The 17,339-nt window shown below is 34.6% G+C and carries 17 protein-coding genes; 6 read left to right on the top strand and 11 right to left on the bottom strand.

All coding sequences use genetic code 11. From position 1 onward, the window contains the following. Positions 1-597: 597 nt before the first annotated feature. Positions 598-1,833: an ABC transporter permease gene (locus EV142_RS19020; protein WP_132037421.1), complete on the bottom strand. Its 1,236-nt coding sequence runs from the start codon at positions 1,831-1,833 to the stop codon at positions 598-600. A 119-nt stretch (positions 1,834-1,952) separates the two neighbouring features. Then, a complete protein-coding gene (locus tag EV142_RS19015; protein ID WP_132037420.1) occupies positions 1,953-2,447 on the bottom strand; it encodes a YkgJ family cysteine cluster protein in 495 nt (164 codons plus the stop codon). 74 nt (positions 2,448-2,521) lie between these two features. On the opposite strand from EV142_RS19015, the gene EV142_RS19010 reads away from it, so the two are divergent. Both EV142_RS19010 and EV142_RS19005 read left to right on the top strand, forming a co-directional pair. Then, positions 2,522-3,229, top strand: a complete 708-nt coding sequence (locus EV142_RS19010) for a class I SAM-dependent methyltransferase (protein WP_132037419.1) — start codon at positions 2,522-2,524, stop codon at positions 3,227-3,229. A gap of 17 nt (positions 3,230-3,246) precedes the next feature. Further along, positions 3,247-3,792 carry a YfiT family bacillithiol transferase gene (locus tag EV142_RS19005; RefSeq protein WP_132037418.1) on the top strand — a complete coding sequence of 182 codons (546 nt, stop codon included), beginning with the start codon at positions 3,247-3,249 and terminating at the stop codon, positions 3,790-3,792. 85 nt (positions 3,793-3,877) lie between these two features. On the opposite strand, the gene EV142_RS19000 is transcribed toward EV142_RS19005, so the two are convergent. The 8 genes from EV142_RS19000 to EV142_RS18965 all read right to left on the bottom strand — a co-directional run bounded on the left by EV142_RS19000 (position 3,878) and on the right by EV142_RS18965 (position 10,372). Further along, positions 3,878-4,510 carry a 7-carboxy-7-deazaguanine synthase QueE gene (locus EV142_RS19000; RefSeq protein ID WP_132037417.1) on the bottom strand — a complete coding sequence of 211 codons (633 nt, stop codon included), beginning with the start codon at positions 4,508-4,510 and terminating at the stop codon, positions 3,878-3,880. Between the two features lie 106 nt (positions 4,511-4,616). Further along, complete coding sequence (locus tag EV142_RS18995; RefSeq protein WP_132037416.1) at positions 4,617-6,287, bottom strand: tetratricopeptide repeat protein; 1,671 nt, start codon at positions 6,285-6,287, stop codon at positions 4,617-4,619. Positions 6,288-6,303: 16 nt separating this feature from the next. After that, positions 6,304-7,227: a PstS family phosphate ABC transporter substrate-binding protein gene (locus EV142_RS18990; protein WP_132037415.1), complete on the bottom strand. Its 924-nt coding sequence runs from the start codon at positions 7,225-7,227 to the stop codon at positions 6,304-6,306. A gap of 2 nt (positions 7,228-7,229) precedes the next feature. Then, positions 7,230-7,460, bottom strand: coding sequence for a hypothetical protein (locus EV142_RS18985; protein WP_089480182.1), 231 nt, complete (start codon positions 7,458-7,460; stop codon positions 7,230-7,232). Continuing rightward, positions 7,460-8,260: an energy transducer TonB gene (locus EV142_RS18980; RefSeq protein ID WP_132037414.1), complete on the bottom strand. Its 801-nt coding sequence runs from the start codon at positions 8,258-8,260 to the stop codon at positions 7,460-7,462. The genes EV142_RS18985 and EV142_RS18980 overlap by 1 nt, the downstream gene beginning before the upstream one ends. A gap of 40 nt (positions 8,261-8,300) precedes the next feature. Next, positions 8,301-8,858 carry an ExbD/TolR family protein gene (locus EV142_RS18975; RefSeq protein ID WP_132037413.1) on the bottom strand — a complete coding sequence of 186 codons (558 nt, stop codon included), beginning with the start codon at positions 8,856-8,858 and terminating at the stop codon, positions 8,301-8,303. Between the two features lie 19 nt (positions 8,859-8,877). Further along, entirely contained in the window at positions 8,878-9,504 is a 627-nt protein-coding gene (locus EV142_RS18970; protein WP_132037412.1) for an ExbD/TolR family protein, read from the bottom strand. Positions 9,505-9,547: 43 nt separating this feature from the next. After that, a complete protein-coding gene (locus tag EV142_RS18965) occupies positions 9,548-10,372 on the bottom strand; it encodes a MotA/TolQ/ExbB proton channel family protein (protein WP_056187425.1) in 825 nt (274 codons plus the stop codon). A 380-nt stretch (positions 10,373-10,752) separates the two neighbouring features. Between EV142_RS18965 and EV142_RS18960 the strand changes: the two genes are divergently transcribed. After that, positions 10,753-12,267 carry a helicase HerA-like domain-containing protein gene (locus tag EV142_RS18960; RefSeq protein ID WP_132037411.1) on the top strand — a complete coding sequence of 505 codons (1,515 nt, stop codon included), beginning with the start codon at positions 10,753-10,755 and terminating at the stop codon, positions 12,265-12,267. Between the two features lie 88 nt (positions 12,268-12,355). On the opposite strand, the gene EV142_RS18955 is transcribed toward EV142_RS18960, so the two are convergent. Continuing rightward, positions 12,356-13,699, bottom strand: a complete 1,344-nt coding sequence (locus tag EV142_RS18955; RefSeq protein WP_132037410.1) for an FAD-dependent oxidoreductase — start codon at positions 13,697-13,699, stop codon at positions 12,356-12,358. A 507-nt stretch (positions 13,700-14,206) separates the two neighbouring features. Here EV142_RS18955 and EV142_RS18950 point away from each other — a divergent pair. From EV142_RS18950 to EV142_RS18940, 3 genes are all read left to right on the top strand, one after another. Further along, positions 14,207-14,800, top strand: coding sequence for a GNAT family N-acetyltransferase (locus EV142_RS18950; protein WP_132037409.1), 594 nt, complete (start codon positions 14,207-14,209; stop codon positions 14,798-14,800). Positions 14,801-14,906: 106 nt separating this feature from the next. Next, the gene (locus EV142_RS18945; protein WP_132037408.1) at positions 14,907-15,713 is read left to right on the top strand and encodes a helix-turn-helix domain-containing protein; all 807 of its coding nucleotides are present in this window, start codon (positions 14,907-14,909) and stop codon (positions 15,711-15,713) included. Positions 15,714-15,788: 75 nt separating this feature from the next. Continuing rightward, positions 15,789-17,318, top strand: a complete 1,530-nt coding sequence (locus tag EV142_RS18940; RefSeq protein WP_132037407.1) for a serine hydrolase — start codon at positions 15,789-15,791, stop codon at positions 17,316-17,318. The last annotated feature ends 21 nt before the right edge of the window (positions 17,319-17,339 follow it).

The raw sequence follows: 17,339 nt of genomic DNA, 5'->3' as shown, positions 1-17,339 counted from the left end.
TCCCTTTGATTCTAATGCCTGTCAGTATTTCGATGAACGCCCGTCGCTGTTGCGGGTGCAAAAGTAGTCCCTTTATTTACATTTACAAGACTTTTACTTATATAATTTCAACCTTTTTCAAAACTTTTTCTTAACTCACTGATAACAGAGTTTTTACAAATTTACCTTTTTTAGGTTTTGTAAGGAATTTCAACAGCTCTCTGCGATTAATCTAACGAACACTTTGTCTCAGCCTCCCTTTTTAGCGGGTCTTCCAATTCTAAAGCGTTTTTCTGCTCTTTTAACAAATAACCTCTTTTGTCTTTCTTTGGGGGTAAACGGGGGTTATCATGCCTGTATTGTTACAGGACCTCCCAAACAACCAACTTTAAAGTCTTAGCTCACGCAAAGGCGCAAAGTTTATTCTTTAATACTTATATATAGCATACCTCTTTTCAAACCACCCCCCTAGCCTTGATGTTTCTTAAACCTAAATTCCAAATAACTAAATTCCAAATTCCAATACCCTTCTTGTAATACGTAAAAACAAACCCGACAGGTTTTAAAAACCTGTCGGGGTGGATATTCGAAATAGTATGTTATATATAGAAATAGAAACTAATCAAAACGAATGGCTTTCACCGGAGATATTTTAGTAATTATATAGGACGGAATTAACAGCACCAGAAAACAGACGGTGATGGTTAGTAAATTTAGCAGCACTACATATACCCAGTTAATATATACCGGTGCTTGGTTGACGTAGTAATTTTCAGGATTCAATTTAATGATTCCAAAATACTGTTGTACTAACAATAATGAGATTCCGATTAGGTTACCCCAGAAAAGCCCTCTTATAATAAGATAAAATGCATTGTGTAGAAATATCTTTCTCACCGCCCAGTTGTTTGCACCCAATGCTTTTAATATTCCAATCATTTGTGTGCGCTCTAAAATAAGAACCAATAAAGCAACTACCATATTAATTGTAGCCACTATGATCATGATCGCAAGAATAACAATAATATTAAAATCAAAAAGTTGAAGCCAGTCAAAAATATAACTGTATTTCTCTATCATCGTTTTAGTATCTAGACTTGAGGATGTCTGCTCGTAGATTTTATCTCCTGTTTCTTTAATTTCATCAAAATCTTTTACAAAAACCTCGAAAGCTCCAACCTGATCTGGATTCCATTTGTTAATCCTCTGGATGTGGCGTATATCTCCAATTATATAAGTTGCGTCAAAACTCTGAAAACCGGAATTGAAAATTCCTGTTATTTTGAAACGACGACTGTTTGGCATCTTGCCCTGCTCCTCTTTTATAAAAAAGGTATTGAAATTATCTCCGACTTTAAGACCTAATCGATCAGCAAGAAATCTGGAAATGATCACTTCCTCGTTTATACCTTTATAATAATCAGGCAATTTACCTTCTACCAGATATTCTTTTATCTTATTCCAATCGTAATCCAAACCAACTCCTTTGAAAATGATCCCCTCAAAAGAACTTTCTGTTCTTATGATTCCGGCTTTACTTGCAATTGCCTGTATGTGGCTCACTTCAGGAACGGATTTGAAATTGGGATAAAAATCCTGTTTTTTAGAAATTGGAATTATGGTTACTTCGGAATTATTGTTATCATAATTCGAAATAACAATCTGACCGTTAAACGCAGAAACCTTTTCACGGATTTTTTGCTGCAGACCAATACCTGTTGCTACCGAAACCAACATCATAATAATACCAATGGCAATAGCCGAAATAGCAATTTTTATAATTGGGGCCGAAATACTGCTTTTAAAATCTCTTGCAGTAATAAGTCTTTTAGCAATAAAATATTCTAGATTCAATTTTTAGTTATCTTTTATTAGTGTTTCGCTTTCGTCTGAGTCAAAAATACATTTAAAAAAGCAAACATGAATTGTTCCGAAAAACAATTATACTATATTTAAGTCCGGAAAAAAATTATTTATAACGGAAGTCGTTTCTTCATCTCCTCCACAATATTATATGCTGCCGGACAAACCGCAACATTTTTTAAAGTAAGATCTGAAATCTGATGAAACTTTTTACGATCCGTATGCGGAAACTCTCTGCATGCTTTTGGACGTACCTCGTAAATCATACAATAGTTTTCACTATCCAGAAAAGTACAAGGAACACTATTTAGCACATAATCCTTATCTTCATCCACGCGAAGGTATTGTTCGATAAACTGCTGCGGTTTTTGCCTGAAAGATTTCGAAATCCTTTCGATATCAGCCAGGGTAAACAAAGGACCTGTTGTTTTACAACAATTCGCACATTGCAGACAGTCTGTTTTCTTAAACTCCTTATCGTGCAATTCCTGCATAACATAGTCTAAGTTTTTAGGCTGTTTCTTTTTAAGCTTATCAAAATACTTTTTGTTTTCGATATGCTTATCTTTGGCTAACTTATTTAAGCTATTTAAAATTTGTTTCAAGTTTAAAATTTAAAGTTGATTTGCAAAATTAAACAACTTTAAACTTGAAACCGTAAACTTTGAACTAAAATACAATGAAAGATCTTTTTGGAAAGGCAATGTTCGACTTTCAAACCAATAATTCGCCGGAAAATATTATTACAGAAACTTCGATCTCTGAAGAAGACGAAATGAGTGTTGATTATTTATTTCGTTCTTATGATGAAATGCCAAAAATAGAGCAAAAAGCGTTACAATTGGCGAGTGGAAAAATCCTAGATGTAGGCTGCGGAGCCGGAAGCCACAGTTTATCATTACAAAACGACCGTAATCTGGACGTCACTTCTATTGATATTTCAGAAAAAGCAATAGAGACCTGCAAACTTCGAGGTGTAAAAAATGCTAAGGTTCAAAACCTATTAGATTTTGAGGAAGAAAAATTTGATACAATCGTATTATTAATGAATGGTGTCGGCATTTTTGGAAAGATGGAAAATTGCAATCAATACTTATCAAAATTAAAATCACTATTACAACCAGGCGGACAAATTCTATTAGACAGCTCGGATATTATTTATATGTTTGATGAAGATGAAGACGGTGGAAAATGGATTCCGTCCAGTACCGATTATTACGGCGAACTTGTTTTTAATATTTCTTATAAAGGAGAAAAAGAAGAACCTTTCAATTGGCTGTACTTAGACTACAATACGCTTCAAAATGCAGCTGTTGCGAATGGGTTAAAATGTGAACTTATTTTAGAAGCTGAACATTATGATTATTTAGCCAGACTTTCTATTTAATATTAGATTTTTAATTTATGGAAAATTCAGATTTAGAAAAATTAAAATATCCGATAGGGAAATTCATTGCTCCTTCAGCCTATTCAAAAGAATATCTTTCAGGAAAAATGGAGGAAATTGCACAATTCCCGGAAAAACTAAAACAGGAAACGTTTTCTTTATCAGACGAACAACTTGACACGCCGTATCGTCCAGGCGGATGGACGGTCAGACAAGTAATTCATCATTGTGCCGAAAGTCATATGAACTGTTTTATAAGAATCAAATGGGCTCTGACTGAAAACAATCCTGTAATAAAAGCATATGATGAAGTTTTATGGTCTGCATTACAAGATAATTTAGCGATGCCAATACAACCTACTTTATATTTATTGGAAGGATTACATTTGAGATTGGCTTATCTACTAAAGAGTTTATCTGAAACAGACCTCGAAAGAAGCTTTATACATCCGGAAAGTAATTCTGAAATTAAGATAAAACAAATGATCGCTACTTATGCCTGGCATGGAAATCATCATTTGGCTCATATCACTACTCTGAAAAAAGATAAAAACTGGAAATAAACAGCAATTGTTTCATTTTTACACATTGTGTATACTTCTAAAAACAAAAAGCGCTTCCATGGAAGCGCTTTTTGTTTTGTCTGATTTAAGGAATATTCAAATATTTATGTGTTTGGAGCGAAACTCTCCATTTTGGATGATTCATTACATAGTCTACAATCAATGGGGTCATTTCTTCTTTTTTGCTCCATTCCGGCTGAAGAAATAAAATAGCATTATCATTTACCAATTCAGCTTGTTCCTCTGCAAATATAAAATCATGTTTATTGTATATAATCACTTTTAATTCATGCGCATTATCATATACTGTCTGAGTTGGCAATTTATTCTTTTTAGGAGAAAGACAAATCCAATCCCAGGTTCCGGATAACGGATAAGCACCAGAAGTTTCAATGTGAACTTTTAAATTCCTGTCTTTTAATTGTTGCGTCAACAAAGTCATGTCCCAAGTTAAGGGTTCTCCACCAGTAATTACGACAGTATCTGCGTAGACCGAAGCATTTTTTACAATCAAATCAACACTTGTTGGCGGATGTAATTCTGCATTCCAGCTTTCCTTCACATCACACCAGTGACAACCAACATCGCAACCTCCAATTCTTATAAAGTAAGCAGCAGTTCCTGTATGAAAACCTTCTCCCTGAATCGTATAAAACTCTTCCATCAAAGGCAACATAGCGCCTTTATTCACTTCTAATTGTATTTCTTTAGCTAACATTATTTTATTTTAAAGTGCAAAGATAGTCAATTAAATACGGAACATAAAAAAACCGATAGTTCAAAGCGAACTATCGGTTTTTTATTTAGTATAATAAGAGCTCAGACTATTTCAAAGCTTTTACAGATTGTGCAGCATAAGTATTTGCAGGATCCAAAGCTAAACTTTTATTGAAATACTCAACCGCTTTAGCTTTATCAGTATTAGCATAACTAGCACCAATACTATTGTAAGCTTCCACTATTTTCTTAACTGTTGCAGGTTTTGCCAATTCTTCAGCACCTTTAGCAGTTGTTCTGGTTACATACTCTTCGTAATTTTTAATAATTAAATCATCTTTTTCAAGTACGTTATTGATTCTTCCTTTGTACAAGTAAGCTTCATCGTAAGTAGGAGAAGCAACCAAAACTCTGTCGAAAGCAGCTTCTGCCTTCGCTAATGCTTCAGCATTTGGAGCAGCACCGGCAGCTTTATTTACATTAGCATAATAAAGTGAAATACCATAATAAACATTATCATCTAAATAATTTTTAGATTCACTGTTATTAACAGCAAGTTCAAAAATAGTAGCAGCTTGTGCAAACTGTTTTTTACCAAATAATGCTTTTCCTAAATCAGCAAGTTCTTCTACTACTAGAGGCTCTAGTTCAATTGCTTTTTTGATATCAGCTACACCGGCATCAAAAGCAGCCTGATCAACAACACCTTCAGCGTTAGTTCCTTTTTTAATTTTAGATAAACCTAAATACAAATAGTCTCTACCGATTACTTTGTTTGAAGGTACTTTGATAAAATCTTCAATAGATTTAATTGCTACATCAACATTTCCGTTTTCGTAAGCAGCATATCCCAAATATCTGTAAATTCTTGGATTAACTTTATCCTCAGCAATCATCTTATTTGCAACAGTTTCTAACGTTTTATAATCTTTCACTAAGATTAAGAAATCCGCATGACGCATTTTAGAATCTAAAGAGTAATCTGTAAGACTTAAATACTTCTCATAATTTGTAATTGCATTTTGCATATTAACTTTGGCAGTAGATGTTTTATTTCTTCCCCATTTGTAATATGTTTCAGCTAATTCTCTGTAAACAGGACCATAATTAGGGTTTAACGCAATAACTTCATTAAAAGCTTTAATTGCTTCTTCGTATGATTTAGCTCCTTTTAATAAAACTCCCAATTGCATTTTTGCTCTTAAAAGTTTTGGATCTGCTGTAAACGCATCACGATATGCTTTATAAGCATCATTTTGATTACTTGCCCCATAATAAGCATCACCGATTGCCAAAAGTGCAGAAGGATTTTGAGGTTCGATTGCTAAAGCTTTTTGTAAGCTGGTAATGGCACTTTTATAATCAGGATTTACTGAATTCATATAAGCTCTACCAATGTAAATAAATTCATTTACATCCTTACGTTTAATATCTTTTGTTGCTAAAGCAAAATTAGCCTGAGCTCCGGCTGCATTTTTACTATCAAGATCTAATTGACCTAGTCCAATGTAGTTTAAATTTTTCTTGTCAGATGCTTCTAATCCATTTAGGTAATAGATTTTAGCTGAATCCACGACAGATTGATTTAAGTATACATTACCCAACACAAAATTTGCCTCACCGTCAGATGGTTTTGCTTTAATAATTGATTTCAGCAACGATTTTGCTTTTTGAAATTGTTCAGCATCAATTGCTTTTTTAGCTTCGTTGATGTCTTGCGCTTTTGCAACAGAAGCTGATGCAACTAAGGCAAGACTAAAAATTTTAAATTTATTCATCTTTATAGTAATTAATTTATTCTTTATCTTTTATAATTTCTTTTCTAATACTAAGTTTTCTAACCGGAGTTCTAACAGGCAACAATCCCGATTTTAGAACAATACGCTGTCCAATGTCTCCAGATATAAATGAGGCCAGTCCCATTCCTAAACCAGTATAACCCTGACAGTTTATAATATACAAATCACGTGCCAAAGGGTATTTCAATTCAGCAAGATCATTTTGAGTCGGGCTATAGTACTTATCACTATTTAGACCTTTAACACTCAAAACATTTATATTCTTTAATACATCATCCATATTTGGCGATGGTTGTGAAAGCCAATTCATGCCAATAATTCCAATCATACCATCATTCTCCGAAACGAATTTAATCACTTCGTCGTTAGTTTTAAAAGAAAAAACACCTTTTGCCGGCAAATCTTTTACTTTGGCCAATTCTTTCATATAACGTACTGTACTTGAATTTGGATTATCAAATACAAGACCGTCAAATCTGGGATCAGCTTTACCCTGCATAAAATCGATTACTGTCTTCAACGCAATTAATGTGTCATTATTACTTTTGTTTGAAATAAAAGCAATAGCATCTGTTCCGAAAGGCGTAACCCTAGGCTGAATTTTACTTTTCTTAAATCTTGTCAATTCTTCTTTTGTAAGATTTCTGGCAGTAACTACAACTTTTGTACGTTGATTTAATAAATCATTTATTAATTCTGATTCAGACTTAGGAGTTATTGAAATTTTCGAACCATAGTAAGTTCCCTCAAAAACAGCTACCTGATCTTCAATAATCGGTTTTACTGTCTCATCTACGGTAATATCAAGTGACCCTTTTAAAATTGTCTCTTTATCAGCTTCATTTTTACTTTTTTGGTTGCACATGGCAAACAAAAAAACAAAAACAACCAAACCTGCAACTTTGCTATATTTCAACATACTTATTCTGCGTTTGAATTAATTAATCTCAAAAAACGAATTCCCGAATAAACGATCAGCAATCCGCCAAAAGCATATCTATATTTGGGTTCCATATCCAATGGAAGTTTCTTCCAGAACATAATCATTAAACCCAGTACAAGATATATTAAAAAAAACAGTATTCCTAAAACAAGAAGAAATCGCTCTTTGAGCGATTTCTTCTGAATATTATTAAGCATATCTTTTAACATTATTCTGCAGATTGAATAGTAATAGGAAGAGAGTAAAGTACCCTAACTTTTTTACCATTTTGCTCGCCGGGAGTCCATTTTGGACATTTTTTAAGAACACGAATTGCTTCTGCTCCTGTACCGTAACCGATATCCCTTAAAACTTTAATGTCGGTTAATGAACCGTCTTTTTCAACTACAAAAGTAACATATACTTTACCTTTTAAACCTTCTTCTTCAGGAGTTTTATAATTGTTTCCTACGAATTTGTAGAATTTTTCAATACCTCCCGGGAAATCAGGTTTTACCTCGATACCAGCTGTATTATAAACATTATTATCTTCCTGTATGATTTCAGTTACCGGTCCTTTACCAACTGGTTCATCTACAGTTAAAACTGCATCCGGATCTCCTTTGATAGTTTCGTTACCTACTTTCTTATCCTTAAGATCCACAATTTTTGGTGGGTCTTCAGTAATTTCATTTGCTTTAGCAACTACCGGTTTCACAAATTTAACCTGATCCACTTTTGGTGGTGGTGGTGGTGGTGGTGGTTGATTTGGCTTAATCTCCTCTTTTTTAGGAGCAATCTTTACTGTCGCAATTTTAATATCGTTATTCACTACCTCTTCCTCAGAATCTGGTAATAAGCTTGCAATAAGAGGAGCCGCAACAGCAAAGCTAAAAATAAGCGAACCAATAACAAGCGCCTTTACAGTCGTCTTACGGTTCGATTTTCTTAACTCATATGCACCATAGATCTTATTACGCCCTTCGAATACGATATCAAGCCACTGATTTTTAATTATATCTAATTTCATTTTTCTTGAGTATTAGGGTATCAACAAAACAAGATTGCTCTTATTTTTTTTCTACCAATTTTGTTTCTTCAGGTGAAAACTCAGGAACGATAGCATAAGTTTCAACTCCGGTGATAGCCATTTCATCCAAGATATCAACCAAATTACGGTAATTTGATTTTTTAGTTGGCTTAATAATAACTATAATTCCATTTTTAGGTTTTCCTAAAGCTGTAGAATAAGCCAGAACTGCTCTTTTTTGAGTCAATAAAACTTTACGAATTCCGTTTTTACCATAAGTGATATCTTTTGGTCCAACTTTAGGAGTTGCAAGCAATCCCATATAATAAACCATCTTATTATCACCCGCCAGCATTACAGTCATCGTACGGTTCTCATCTACTTTGGTATCCTTCGTATCTTTCTGATTAGGATCTTTATCTGGCAGAGACAAATCCATCGATTGAGGTTTTGACAACGATGTGGTTAACATAAAGAATGTGATCAATAAGAATGCCAAATCCACCATTGCCGTTAAATCGACCTTAGAATTCTGCTTTTTACTTCTTACTTTACCACCTTTTCCGCCACCACCGTCGCCGGTATTTAATTCAGCCATTTTAGTGTATCTTTTTTAATTAAAAGTTTTTATCTCTCATACCAGTAACTAAGTTAAAGGAATTGATTTTCTGATCTTGTAAAATATCCATGATCTTTCTGATTTGTGGATATTCTTCTTTAGCATCACCTTTTATTGCAATTTGCAATTCTTTGTTATCAATATCAATCGCAGCTCTTCTTGAAACCAAAAGCCAGTCTTTTAATTGATTGTTTAAAGAATCCATTGGGATTCCAGGTTGATTAGCTTTAGTTCTATCAGACGCTTTCATGTCGATGATTTGCTTTAAATTTGCTAATGGCACACCAAAGTCATCCATTAAAGCAAATTTAGTTTTATCTTCTTCTGAGAAATTCACACCTAATTTTGCTCCCATTCCTTCAAGAGTTCTTTTACGAATCTCTCTTCCTTTAATGTCAAAGAACACTTTACTTTTTCCATCTGCGCCTTTACCTATTGTAATAATAGCTAAATCCGTATCAGGCAATTTAGTTTGAGCAACAGAAGAAGGCATATCTACAGGAAGTGCTTCCGGCACTTTAGCTGTAGCGGTCAAAATAAAGAACGTAAGCAAAAGGAACGCAACATCACACATGGCAGTCATATCTGTCGATGTTGACTTTTTTTTCATTTTTAATTTAGCCATTCTCTTTTATTTTATTATTTTGATAATTAATATCAAAAATTAATTATTGTTTCAAACTTCCTCTGAATCTTCTGTAAGTGTTTACGATTGTAGTACCAGCCTCATCGATAGAGTAAGTTAAATCATCAATTTTAGCTGTAAAGAAGTTGTAAGATACAATTGCAAGGATTGAAGTAGAGATACCTGTTGCAGTGTTGATAAGTGCTTCAGAAATACCTGTTGCAAGAGCAGCCTGGTCTGGAGTTCCAGCAGAAGCTAACGCACCAAACGCTTTAATCATACCAGATACAGTTCCTAATAATCCTCCTAAAGTTCCTAATGATACTAAAGTAGAGATGATAGTCATATTTTTTTCTAACATTGGCATTTCTAATGAAGTTGCCTCTTCGATTTCTTTGTGGATTACTTCTGAAGCTTCTTCACTGTTGAATCCTTCTTTTTTAACGTCCTGGTATTTAATTAAAGCAGATTTAATTGCATTTGCAACTGAACCTTGTTGTTTGTCACATGAAGCGATTGCAGCTTCGATGTTACCTTCTTTAATACTTCCCTGAACGCTTTTCATGAATTTATCTAAATTAGCTTTTCCAGCTGCTTTTCCGATAACGATAAATCTTTCAATTGAAAATACAACAACCATTAAAAACATACCTAACAAAACTGGTACAATGAATCCTCCTTTATATACCTGACCTAATGTATTGATTGGATGTCCAGTTTCAGGATTCCCTCCCTCGAAGTTAGCAGCATCTCCCATGATTACTTTCCAAATAAAGACCCCAACCAAAATACACGCAACAATAATGATTCCAGTAATCATTCCTCCTCCATTTGAAGTACTTTCTTTTTTAACTTTAACGTTTGCCATTTTTTTTAATTTTAATAGTTTTAAATAATTTTTATTTTTTAGTTATATTTAACTTGTAGAGGAGCAAATTTATACGTTTAGTTTAAATAAAAAAACTTTTTTTAATTTTATTGAAGGAAATTTAACGTCAATTTAAAAAATATCTCATTAAATTGCCACCGTTGTTTTTTAGATAAAACAAAAAACAGGATGATTTCTGGGAAAATTACAACGTTTTAGTAAATATTCAAACATTCCGTTGATATCTTCTTAAAAAGTTGCGAAATTATTTTTTGTTTTATTTTTAACAGCGAAAAGCTTTTTCCTACTAAAAAAAACTAGGCCAAATTGTTAAAAAACAAAGCAAAACTCTTATAATCATCTAAATTACAAATAAAATCATGAATAAAAAAGATAATTTCATTCAGGAAATAAACAATGGCTATTCATCAAAAGGGGACAGTATTATTCTGGGAGGCGCCATTCTTGACGGAGAACCACTTGCTGAAGCGCATGTCAAAATTCCTTTAAAAACCTTAAACAGACACGGATTAATAGCAGGTGCAACCGGTACCGGGAAAACGAAAACTATTCAGGTTTTTTCAGAACAATTATCGAATGCCGGAATTCCTGTTTTAATGATGGACATAAAAGGTGATTTTAGCGGAATTGCAAAAGAAGGAAAAGAAGAAGGCTTTATTACAGAACGACATAGTAAAATAAATATACCTTATAATATAGCTGCATTTCCGGTTGAACTGATGTCCTTATCCAAACAAAACGGAGTCCGTTTACGTGCTACTGTTTCAGAATTCGGACCTGTATTATTTTCCCGAATTTTGGATCTGAATGATACGCAGGCCGGCGTGGTATCGGTAATCTTCAAATATTGCGATGACAATCAGATGCCTTTGCTGGATTTGAAAGACATCAAAAAAGTCATCAATTTTATTACGGAAGAAGGAAAAGATGAAATTACGGCTTCTTACGGCAAAATTTCAACTGCTACGACCGGAACTATTCTGAGAAAAATAATTGAATTGGAGCAACAGGGAGGAGATTTGTTTTTCGGTGAATTATCTTTCGAAATTGATGATTTGATGCGAATTGATGAAAATGGAAAAGGTTATGTAAATATCATTCGTTTAACGGATATTCAGGATAAGCCTAAGTTATTCTCTACTTTTATGCTGAGCTTACTGGCCGAAATTTATCAGCAAATGCCTGAAAAAGGAGATGCCGATCAGCCTGAACTGGTCATTTTTATTGATGAAGCACATTTAATTTTTAATGAAGCCAGCAAGGCTCTTTTAGAACAAATTGAAACGATTGTAAAACTGATTCGTTCTAAAGGAGTTGGCGTTTATTTCGTAACCCAAAACCCAATGGATGTTCCGAGTGGTGTTCTGGCACAATTGGGATTAAAAATCCAGCATGCGCTAAGAGCCTTTACTGCCAATGACAGACAGGCTATTAAAAAAACAGCAGACAACTACCCTACTTCCGTCTATTACAAAACAGATGAATTACTGACCAATCTGGGAATTGGAGAAGCACTGGTAACCGCATTGAATGAAAAAGGAATTCCAACACCGCTTGTAGCCACCATGATGCGTGCCCCAATGAGCCGAATGGATGTTTTGTCTGCCGATGAAATTGAAGCCATCAACAACAAATCGAAATTGGTAAAAAAATACAGTGAGGAAATGGATCGTGAAAGTGCCTATGAAATCCTGACTAAAAAAATCCAAAGCTCCAATCAGGCTGCTGAACAGGAAGAACAAGCTCCGGCAAGTTCTTCAAAATCAGAACAAAGTACAGCAAGTGTTGTTACTAAATCTGTTTTAAAAGTGGTTACAAGTGCTACTTTTATCAGAGGTGTTTTTGGAGTTCTTTCGAAAATATTCAAGAAGTAAAAAAACTAACCATATAAGTTATATAAGTTCATTTAATCTACACGCACGATTTTTATATGAACTTATATAACTTACATGTTTTAAAACATTACGCTTTTTGCAACAACTCCAGAATTTTATTTTCGATTTCCGGGCTGTTCCAAATATTTTCTATATTGTCCAACTTTAAAATCTCTTCCATAATTCCGTTTTGGAAATCACCAATGGCCAAAGCTTCTGCGTAGGGGCGGTCGCTAAAGGTTACTCGGCTGTATAACGGAATCCATTTGTCTGGGTATTTATCTGAAAATGCTTTTTCGATTTTCTTTTGCAGCAAGAATTTTTCATCTGCCGTTTTTGTGCTCATTTCCATAAAATTACGATACGAAAGTTCCGCAATTGCATCAGCATTGGGTTTACGTGAAATCTGATATTCGGAGAACACTTTTTTCCAGTCATCGCCGTACTTTTCAATCATTTCATTTAAAACCGTAATATCTTCAAAACCTGCATTCATTCCTTGTCCGTAAAACGGAACAATAGCGTGACAGGCATCTCCGATTAAGGCAATTTTATCTTCGTATGTCCACGGAAAACATTTCATGGTAACCAGAGTACTGGTTGGATTTTTAAAGAAATCTTCTGCCAGTTCGGGAATTACTTCTATTGAATCCGGGAAGTTTTTCTCGAAGAAATCTTCTACCATTTTGCGGTCTGTTAAGGAGGCGAATGAATTTTCACCCTCAAAAGGCATAAACAACGTACAGGTAAAACTGCCATCAAGATTGGGAAGCGCGATTAACATGTATTCGCCGCGCGGCCAGATATGAAAAGAGTTTTTATCTAATTTATGTGAAGCATCTGAATTTGCCGGAATATTTAATTCTTTATAACCCATATTCAAAAATTCCTGCGAATAATTGAACATGCTCTGGCGTTGCATTCGGTGTCTGATTCTGGAAAAAGCGCCATCGGCACCAAAAACCATATCAAATTTCTTCTCCTCCCACTCTCCTCTTTCGGTTTCGCCAATATGAAGCGTTGCATCACTCAGCGTCACATCCCAGATTTTCTGATCGAAGAAAAATTCTGCTCCGGCTTGTTCTGCCAGGTCGATCATCTTCCTGTTCAGCGTTCCTCGTGAAATCGAATAAATCGATTCCCCTTCCTGACCGTAATTCTGAAAATTGAGTTTATCAACCAAATGAATGGCGCGTTTGTCCATGGGAATTGCGATTTCTCGAACCGAATCACCAACTCCAACACCATCCAGCGCTTTCCAGCCTCTGTTAGACATCGCCAGATTGATGGAACGTCCCGAAAAATTTATTTGACGGATATCGGGACTACGATCATAAACATGAACGGTGTGACCTGCTTTTTTAAGATAAATTGCCAAAAGTGATCCTACCAATCCAGAACCGACAACAGCAATTTTAAGTGGAGTTTGCATCAAAAATAATCTAAATAATAAGATCGTAAAAATAAGTAATAATTCTACAAGAGCTTAAAAATAAAGGAAATATTTATGATTTATATGAGCATGACCTGGCGAAAAAAGCGGGTCGGGCTATCCACTGTATCTTTTGTGGCTGAAAATAGCACCGCGCATTGCCACAAAAGGATGCCGTTTCAAATGAAATTCACTGAACTCCAATTAAAATAAAATTATGTGAAGTAATCCCTCATGCAACTCTGTTTTTCATAACAAATTCTCGTTTTTAATGATTTATTTGCCATTTGGAAAAGACTATTTTCGCTAAAGAAATAATCTCGCAAAGGCGCAAAGCTTTTTGCTATTTCGACCGAAGGAAGAAATCACAAAAGAAATTAGACAAAGATTGTTGACTTTCTTTAAGGAGTTTCTAATGCAATTTCTCCCTTCGGTCGAAATGACAGCACGCTTTGAAAACTTTGCGACTTTGCGTCTTTGCGAGGAAATTCCAACCAAAAAAAACTTATGAGAACAGAATTATTACAAACAAATATTATTTTAGAAAACGAGAAAGTCCTGCTGCTTCCTTTTGAAAATGAAAGAAACATCGAACTCAAAGCTATCATTTTTGATGACGAAATATGGAAATACATGGGGATGTATGTCCGAAATGATCTTGATTTTGAAAATTATACTACAAATACGTTAAAACAAAAAGCAGCCGGAATCTGTTATCCGTTTTTGATTATCGACAAAACCACCAACAAAGTGGCCGGAAGCACCAGATACGGCTACTTAAATCAGGCGAGTCAAAAATGTGAAATTGGCTGGATCTGGTACGCAAAAGAATTTCAGGGAACGGGCTTAAACAAAGCCTGTAAGTTTGAATTATTGAATTTTGGCTTTGAAAATATTCAATTCAGAAGAATACAATTTAGTGCTGATCTTGAAAATGAAAGGTCTCAAAGTGCGATTGAAAAACTCGGTGCCTTAAAAGAAGGAATATTTAGAAATAATTATGTTGATTCTGAGGGAAAAAGCAAAGATGATGTTTACTACAGTATCATTGCTGAAGAATGGGCTGCGACTAAAAGAAATTATTTTCCGGAATTCCTTTAAAAAACGAATCTTTTTCTATTGGTCAGCCTTTTGCTAGGTGGTATTTTATGCAAGTGAACAAAAACCTCTGCACCTTTGTACCTTTGACACTCTGAACCTAAAAAAAATGAACCTATACTCTGAACATTATGTGAGTGAAAAGTGCGAAAGATTCGTTACTAAAATCTGGTGTCTGGATAATAGCACGGGCCAGACTTTAATCGAAAACAAACTGGTTTTGCCCAATGGCTGTTTCAATCTCGCGATTATTAATGGAAATTTCATAGAAGTTCATACGAGTAAAAAGAAGTACGAAATGAACGAAGGGTTTTATTTCTGCTCGCAAATGACGAATAAGGTTTTAGTCAATATTCAGCCTGAAACTAAAGTTACGATCATTCAACTACACGCCTGGACACTTTCGATGTTTCCGAATTATGATTTAAGTGATTTCTCTGATTCTATTATTAAAGTTGACTCAAAAGAACTGCCCTTTTCAACTAAAACCGATGCTGATTTAAACAGCGATATTTCTTTATTATTAAATATCGTTAATTCCTATTTTGAAGAATTAAATACTGCTAATCCAAATAAAAATTTGGTCGAAAAAATCTGTGAAATCATCAAACATCATGATGAAGAAATTTCGGTTTCGGAAATTGGAAAAATCTTAGACCTTTCTCAGCGGTTATTGCAAATTAAGTTTAAAACTGCGACGGGACTAACGATCAAAAAATACATTCAGATTCTGAAATTCAGGAAATCGGTAGACCAGATGCTCACGATGAGCCAGGAAAAACTAAGCCTGACCGATGTTGCCCTTTACAACAAATACTTTGACCAGTCACATTTTATAAAAAAGTTTAAAGATGTGACGAAAACAACTCCCAAAATGTTCAATTCAAGTTTGTATTTTCTTTCCCAAAAAAGGTAATATTCGCATTTGTACAATTTTGTAAACTCCGATTGAGGTATTTTTGTAAATCATTAATCATCAATCAATCACAAAATGAAAATCAACAAATCAATTTTCCGGTTAAAAGCAATTTTAATTGGAATACTACTTTTTCAGTTCCATATTGGATTTTCCCAGGAAGAAAAAACCTCAGCATTGTACCAGACTATTATGTCCCGAGACAGCCTTCTGTTTAATGTTGGCTTCAATACTTGCGACATCTCACAATTTGAAAACCTATTAAGCGACAACTTTGAGTTTTATCACGACAAAGACAGTATTTCTGACAAAGCTTTATTCCTGAAAAATCTTAAAAAAGGTTTGTGTGGCTCAGTCGGAACTTATCAATCCAGAAGATACTTAGTGCCAAACAGTACCGAAGTTTTCCCGTTATACAAAAAAGGTGTTTTGTATGGCGCTTTACAAAACGGAATTCATCAGTTTTATGAAAAATCAGCAGGCAAAAATGAATCTCTGGCGAATGCAAAAGAACATTTTGGCAGCACAGCAAGATTTACCCACGTTTGGCTATTAGAAAACGGTGTATGGAAACTGAGACGTTCTTTTAGTTACGATCATCAGAGCGAAAATACGGCCGGAACTAAAGCAAGCATTTTTGACAATGATCCCGAAATTGAAAAATGGCTGAAACAAAATAATATTCCAACACTTGGGATCGGCGTTATCAACAACGGAAAACTGCAGGAAATAAAAGTATATGGCGAACTCAAAAAAGGAGTTCCGGCACCGTATAACACGATTTGGAATTTAGCTTCATTAACCAAGCCCATAACAGCAATCGTAGCATTAAAACTGGTCAGTTCAGGAAAATGGGATTTAGACGAACCTGTTTACAAATACTGGACAGATCCTGATATCGCCAATGACCCGAATAACAGATTACTGACGACGAGGCTTATTTTAAGTCACCAGACAGGTTTTCCGAATTGGAGATTTATGAACGAATCGGGTAAACTGGATTTTAAATTCAAACCCGGAACAAAATATCAATATTCTGGTGAAGGTTTGGAATATTTGAGAAAAGCGCTGGAAAGTAAATTTCACAAAACATTAAATCAACTGGCTTCTGAACTGATATTCGAACCTCTTAAAATGACAGATACCCAGTATTCCTGGGATAAAAAAACCGATGAATCCAGATTTGCAACCGGATACGACAACAAGGGAAATGCGTATGAAACCCATAAAAATAAAACAGCAAATGCTGCGGATGATTTACTGACTACGATTGAAGATTACGGAACATTTTTATGCAGCGTAATGAATGGCGACGGTTTGAGCAAAAAGATTTTTGATGAAATGACGACCAATCAGGTCGAAACAGAAAAAGGCAAACATTTTGGATTAGGTTTTGAAAAATATGATCTAGAAAACGGGGAATATGCTTTATCTCACGGGGGTTCTGATAAAGGCGCTCAGACTCTTGTTTTTATATTACCCAAAACCAAACAAGGCTTACTTATTTTTACGAATGTTGATGATGGCTATAAAGTTTACGAAAAATTACTTTTACACTACTTAGGTAAAAACGGAAAACGACTGATTGATATTGAAACTAAGTAATTGAAGTACTAAAAATTTAAA

It is taken from the genome of Flavobacterium circumlabens, assembly GCF_004345565.1.
GTDB classification, from domain to species: Bacteria; Bacteroidota; Bacteroidia; order Flavobacteriales; family Flavobacteriaceae; genus Flavobacterium; species Flavobacterium circumlabens.
Note: the sequence above shows the minus strand (reverse complement) of the source record. Positions and strands in the feature narration are given on the sequence as shown.